Origin of the sequence: Capnocytophaga sp. oral taxon 329 str. F0087 (assembly GCF_000213295.2) — a bacterium.
GTDB classification, from domain to species: Bacteria; Bacteroidota; Bacteroidia; order Flavobacteriales; family Flavobacteriaceae; genus Capnocytophaga; species Capnocytophaga leadbetteri_A.
In genome coordinates this window covers 35094-41451 of sequence record NZ_KN389997.1, presented here as the reverse complement: position 1 = coordinate 41451, position 6358 = coordinate 35094, and the positions used below count along the sequence as shown (strand labels likewise).

Annotated in this window: 3 protein-coding genes; 1 reads left to right on the top strand and 2 read right to left on the bottom strand. The window is 40.5% G+C overall.

What is annotated here, in order from left to right:
• The coding region (locus HMPREF9074_RS04865) for a reverse transcriptase domain-containing protein (protein ID WP_034539849.1) at positions 1-1114 on the top strand (1114 nt) is incomplete at its 5' end.
• Between the two features lie 154 nt (positions 1115-1268).
• Here HMPREF9074_RS04865 and dnaE read toward each other — a convergent pair.
• Complete coding sequence (gene dnaE, locus HMPREF9074_RS04860; RefSeq protein ID WP_009389323.1) at positions 1269-5729, bottom strand: DNA polymerase III subunit alpha; 4461 nt, start codon at positions 5727-5729, stop codon at positions 1269-1271.
• A 43-nt stretch (positions 5730-5772) separates the two neighbouring features.
• On the bottom strand, positions 5773-6358 hold a 586-nt coding region (locus HMPREF9074_RS04855; protein WP_034539847.1), incomplete at its 5' end, for a protein-L-isoaspartate(D-aspartate) O-methyltransferase.

The following is a 6358-nucleotide window of genomic DNA, read 5'->3' as shown; positions in this document are numbered from 1 at the left end:
TCTAAAATACAAAGAACAATATAGTAATGAACAACTATTCATAGTAGAATGCGATATGCAAAAATTTTATGATACAGTTAATCATAATATTATAAAAGAAGAATTTAATACTCTCATTTCAGAGGCTAAAGAACACTATCCTAATTTAGATTTAGATTTAGCTATAAATATATTTCACAATTATTTAGAATGTTTTTGCTTTAATAAGGATATTCCTAAAAGAGAAGAATTAGAGTATTGGAAATCATATAAAATACCTAATGGTTTTTTTGGTTGGATTAACGAAAAGGAACTGTTAGATTATAAAATTAATATTAATACAGAGAGGATGGGAGTTCCTCAAGGAGGTGCTCTTTCAGGGTTAATTGCAAATATTTATCTCAATAAGGTTGACAAAAAACTAGCTACATTTAAAAATATCTTTTATGCAAGATTTTGTGATGATATGATAATTATATCTCCTTCTCAAGAAGAATGCGAAAAATCTAAAGAAGTTTATATAAAAACTTTGAAAGAATTAAAATTATTTCCCCATTTATTTCAAAAAAATGAAGACTTACTAAATGTAAAAAATAACAGGAAAAATTACAAAGCTTTTTGGAAAGGAAAATCCAAAGGTTCCTATTTATGGGCACGTGAAGAAAATGATAAATTATCTTTTCCTTGGATAGGTTTTGTAGGATATGAGATTAATTATAAAGGAGAAGTTAGAGTTAGAAAAAAATCTCTTCAAAAAGAGCTTAAAAAACAAAGAACAATTGTTGAAGAAATAAAAAAAGCTGTTTGTAAAGGACAAAGATGTTCCAAATATACAGTTATTGAATCAGCAATTAACCGATTGATAGGAATGTCTGTTGGAAGAGTAAAAATGTATAACTATGATAAAGTTCCTGCTAATCTATGTTGGAAAAATGGCTTTAAAGAGCTAACACTCAATAAATACTCATTAAAGCAAGTAAAAGAACTAGACCGTAATAGAAATAAATTATATTATAGATTATTTAAAGAGATTGATGAAAAGGAGTCTAAAAGTAAAAGCAAAACAAGAAGACTTCCATATAAATATAATAAACCTTTCAGTTATTATTATCAAATTTTGGAAAGAGGAAGATGAAATATCAATTTGGTATAAAATTTAGCAGAGAATTTGTGTTGTAATTCCCATTTTCTTTATAAAAGGGCTACAAAAAAAGAGCTATCCAAAACCTTTTGGATAACTCTTTTTTAATCGTCAAATTGTCAAATTGCCAAATCGACAAATCGACAAATTAGTCTGATAGTCCTAATTCTTCTATAGCAGGTTCTTCCTCTTCTTGAGTCTCTACTTTCTTAGCTATAAATTTCTCTAAAGGCTGGTTGTTGAGGTTATAAACTACCGATTGAGCGTCCAACTCGTCTAAAAACGCATTGTTGATACTTACTTTCAGCTGTGCATTGTCCATATTTAGGTGGATATTATCCTCCTTATGATGTACCACAAAGTAAACAGGCTGTTTTCCTTTGTGTTTGCTCACTAAAGACTTGTATTTATCAATCATCGGCTGACTAATATCCTCTATATTTAGGTGAAAGGTAACTTTTTTAGAGAGTTTTTCTAATACATCTTGCAAGAACTCTATCTGTAGTACCTGTATACGTGGCTCGCCTCGCTGCTGAGTTTGATTGTTCAAAAAGCCTTCTACTACTTTGAATTTGATGAATAGAAAGGCTCCCATCACCATATATTGGCGAAACTCTCCATAGTCCTTATTAAAAAGTCTGAACTCGAAAGAACCGTCATAATCTTCTAAAGTGAAAAATCCAAACGGACTACCATTCTTGCTGGTGCGGTGCTGCTCATCGGTTATCATACCCGCTACGGTAAGTTCGCGGTTGATAAGTGGTGTGAGGTTTTGTAGCTGCGATAAATTGATATTGCAATAATGCTGAATAGTATGTTTAAAATCGTCTAACGGATGCCCTGATATATAGATACCCACTACCTCTTTTTCGCGACGCAGCTGCTCAAGGTTGCCCCACGACTCACATTTAGGTATCACCGGTTCAGGTATTTCGGCTTCGTCTATCCCCCCAAACAGACTCATCTGCGCTGAGTTTTTGCTTTCCTGATATTTGTTCCCAAAACGAATGGCTTTCTCAAGGAAAGGAATACCGTCAGCTTCAGCATAAAAATATTGGGCGCGGTGAGTGCCTGCAAAAGAGTCAAAACCACCTGCTAAAGCGATACTTTCAAAGGCTTTTTTGTTGATACTCTTATAATCTACCCGCTTTGCTAAGTCGAAAATAGAAGTATAAGGGCGCTCTTTGCGGTTTTCTACTATAGTGTCTACGGCAGCCTTACCAACTCCTTTTACTGCCCCCATACCAAAGCGGATATCCCCATTTTTGTTTACCGTAAATTTGTATAACGACTCGTTTACATCCGGAGGTAATACCCTAATACCCATACGATGACATTCCTCAAGGAAGAAAGTAATCGTCTTAATATCGTTCATATTGTTAGACAGTACCGCAGCCATATACTCGGCAGGGTAGTTCGCTTTCAAATAGGCAGTTTGGTAGCCCACCCACGCATAGCAGGTAGAATGCGACTTGTTGAACGCATAAGCCGCAAACTTCTCCCAGTCAGCCCATATCTTTTCAAGTTTTTGGGTATCGTGCCCCTTTTCTGAGGCTTGGGCAACAAACTTAGGTTTCATTTTGGCTAGTACGGCTATTTGTTTCTTACCCATCGCCTTACGTAGTACGTCAGCTTCACCTTTGGTAAAGCCTGCTAGCTTTTGCGAGAGTAGCATCACCTGCTCCTGATATACCGTGATGCCATAGGTTTCTTCCAGATACTCTTTCATATCAGGCAAGTCGTATTCTATGGGCTCAATACCGTGTTTCCGCTTGATAAAGCTCGGTATATATTCCAGAGGCCCTGGGCGGTAAAGAGCATTCATCGCTATTAGGTCAGCAAAAACAGTAGGCTTGAGTTCGCGCATATACTTCTGCATACCTGCGGACTCGTATTGGAATATCCCTACCGTTTCTCCTCGTTGAAAGAGTTCATAGGTCTTTTTATCGTCTAACGGAAAAGCCTCAGCATCGAGCTCTATGCCGTGCGTTTGTTTTATATTCTCAATCGTATCTTTGATAAGAGTAAGAGTACTAAGCCCCAAGAAGTCCATCTTTAGCAGTCCAGCACTTTCTACTACCGAGTTGTCAAACTGGGTAACGAATAGGTCAGAGTCTTTGGCTAAAGCTACAGGCACAAAGTTAGTGATGTCGTCAGGGGTAATAATCACCCCGCAGGCGTGAATACCAGTGTTGCGCACCGAGCCCTCAATAATGTTGGCCTGCTGAATAGTTTGGTTGCTCTCCTCTTCGCCTCCGCCTGCCAAAAGCTGCTTGAGTTCGTCTACTTTGGGTAGTTCTTCACTACGCACTTTTTCTTTGAGCTTTTTCTCGTCCCAATTGAAGAGGTTTTTTAGCGAAAGTCCAGGGGGTTTAGAGGGTACTAAGCCTGCCAATCGGTTCGACTCTTGCAGAGGCACATCCAGCACACGGGCGGTATCTTTTATAGCCGACTTAGCCGCCATTTTACCATAAGTAATGATACGTGCTACCTGACTTTCGCCGTACTTATCAATCACGTAGTTGATAACGTCTTGTCTGCCGGAATCTTCAAAGTCTATATCAATATCGGGCATTGATACACGGTCGGGGTTTAGGAAACGCTCAAACAGCAGGTCGTACTTTATCGGGTCCATATTGGTAATGTCTAAGCAATACGCCACTGCCGACCCTGCTGCCGACCCACGACCAGGCCCTACCGATACCCCCATCTTGCGCGCGGCTGCAATGAAATCTTGCACTATCAGAAAGTAACCAGGGTAACCTGTCTTTTCTATAATAGAAAGCTCAAAGTCTAATCGTTCGCGTACCTCATCAGTGATTTCTAGGTATTTGCGCTTAGCTCCCTCGTAGGTAAGGTGACGCAAATAATTGTTCTCACCTTTCTTGCCTGTAGGGTCGTCTGCCACCTGAAAAGCTTCAGGAATATCAAATTTAGGCAAGAGAATATCACGGGCTAAGCCATAGGGCTCTACCTTATCGATAATTTCCTGAATGTTGAGTATTGCCTGAGGTATATCTTTGAAGAGTGCCTTCATCTCGGCACTTGTTTTGAAATAATATTCGTCATTAGGCATTCCAAATCGATAGCCACGTCCGCGCCCGATAGGTGTTTTCTGCTTCTCACCATCTTTTACGCATAGCAGAATATCGTGGGCACTAGCATCTTTTTTATGAATGTAGAAAGTGTTATTAGTAGCAATGAGCTTCACGCTGTACTTTTTAGACAACTCTACCAGCACACTATTTACGTGCTCTTCTTCCTGTTGCCCGTGGCGCATCACTTCTAAGTAGAAGTCATCGCCAAAAAGGTCTTTCCACCATAACAAAGCCTCTTCAGCTTGTTTGGTACCTATATTGAGTATTTTAGAAGGAATTTCACCATTGATACCTCCCGAAAGCACTATAAGGTCGGCTTTATACTGCGCAACAATCTCTTTGTCGATACGAGGTACGTAATAAAAGCCTTTAGTAGAAGCTATCGAAGCCATTTTGATAAGGTTCTGATACCCTTCTTTGTTTTTAGCTAAGATAACCACTTGGTAACCATTATCCTGGTGACTTCTATCCAAGTGATTTTCACAAATATTGAACTCACAACCTATAATAGGTTTGATAAGTGTTTCGGTAGGTGCTTCACCTTTTTCTTCAGCCTCCTTATTTTTGCCTTCAGCCTCTTTGTTGTATTTTTGTATCTCTTGCACAAAGTGAAAAGCCGCCATCATATTGCCTGTATCAGTCAGTGCTACGGCAGGCATTTTCTCTTTAGCAGTGCTTTTCACAAGGTCGCTTATAGCTGTAGTCGATTGTAAGATAGAGTATTGAGTATGATTGTGTAGATGGGCAAAGGCAGCCGTTTCAAGTAGCGCTATTTCTTCTTCCGAAGCGGTTATTTCAGGAGTACTGCCTTTGCTGCGCAATGCCTCGGAAGCCTCTTTGAGGTTTACGTGTTTGAGCCCTATAAGCCCTATGGGAGAGGAGTGATGCGCTTGAAAGTTTTCAATATATTCTCTACTAAAAGTACCTTCTTTGAAGCCCTCACCACGCCTTATAAGTTCGAAGAAACAGCGGGCGGTAGCTTCTACATCGGCAGTAGCGTTGTGAGCCTCGGCAAAAGGTACGCCAAATAAGAAAGAGTGCAACTCAGTAAGCGAGGGGAATTTATATTTACCCCCGCGACCGCCCTCTATCTTGCAGAGGTTAGCGGTTGCCTCGGTACAAGTATCGATTACAGGTAGTTTATCCAACGGACTTTCCACTCCATAGCGATAAAACTCAGCCCCCATAATATTGATATCGAAGCCTATATTTTGTCCTACTACGTACTGAGCCTTACTAAGAGCCTCGTTGAAGGCAGCGAACACCTCAGCAATGGGCACCCCTTGCTTTTCAGCTAGTAGGGTAGAGATGCCGTGTACTTTCTCGGCATCATAAGGAATGTCAAAACCATCAGGAGCAATTAAAAAATCCTGATGTTCTATAAGCGCCCCCCACTGGTCGTGCAATTGCCACGCTATTTGCACTGCGCGCGGCCAGTTGTTGCTATCGCTAATAGGAGCATTATAATTACGGGGTAACCCCGTGGTTTCGGTATCGAATATTAAGTACATTTCTTTCTAATCTATAAAAATATTAAAAAACCTGTCTGTAGGTTTAATTTCTCTCTTTCAGCATTGGTACGAACTGAAAGTCGCCGTAGGTAGTTTTATGAAACTCCTTTTCGCTGATGCGTTCGTAGAGGGTCATTACTTGTGTTTTTTCGCCTATGGGTATCACCATACGTCCGCCAATGGCTAATTGCGCCAATAAGGCATTGGGTACATAGGGAGCCCCCGCCGTGACTAATATACGGTCAAAAGGGGCTTCTTGAGGCAGACCCTTATAACCATCGCCAAAATACATCTGTACAGGACGGTTTATCAGTTTGGGTAGTAGTTGTTGGGCGAGCTTGAAGAGCTTTTGTTGTCGCTCGATAGTATACAGATATACCCCGAGGTACATCAGCACACTTGACTGATAGCCGCTGCCAGTGCCTATCTCTAACACCTTTTGGCGCGGAGCTACCTGTAGCAGTTCTGTCTGAAAGGCTACCGTATAAGGCTGCGAGATAGTTTGGTCTTCGCCTATTGGGAATGCCTTGTCTTGGTAGGCGTGGTCTTCAAAAGAGCTATCCATAAACAGGTGGCGTGGTATAGCCCGTATCGCCTCGAGCACACGCGTATCGCGTATGCCTTTTTCT

Coding starts and splice junctions, on each gene's coding strand:
- dnaE (WP_009389323.1), bottom strand. CDS start 5,729: ATGTACTTAATATTCGATACCGAAACCACGGGGTTACCCCGTAATTAT.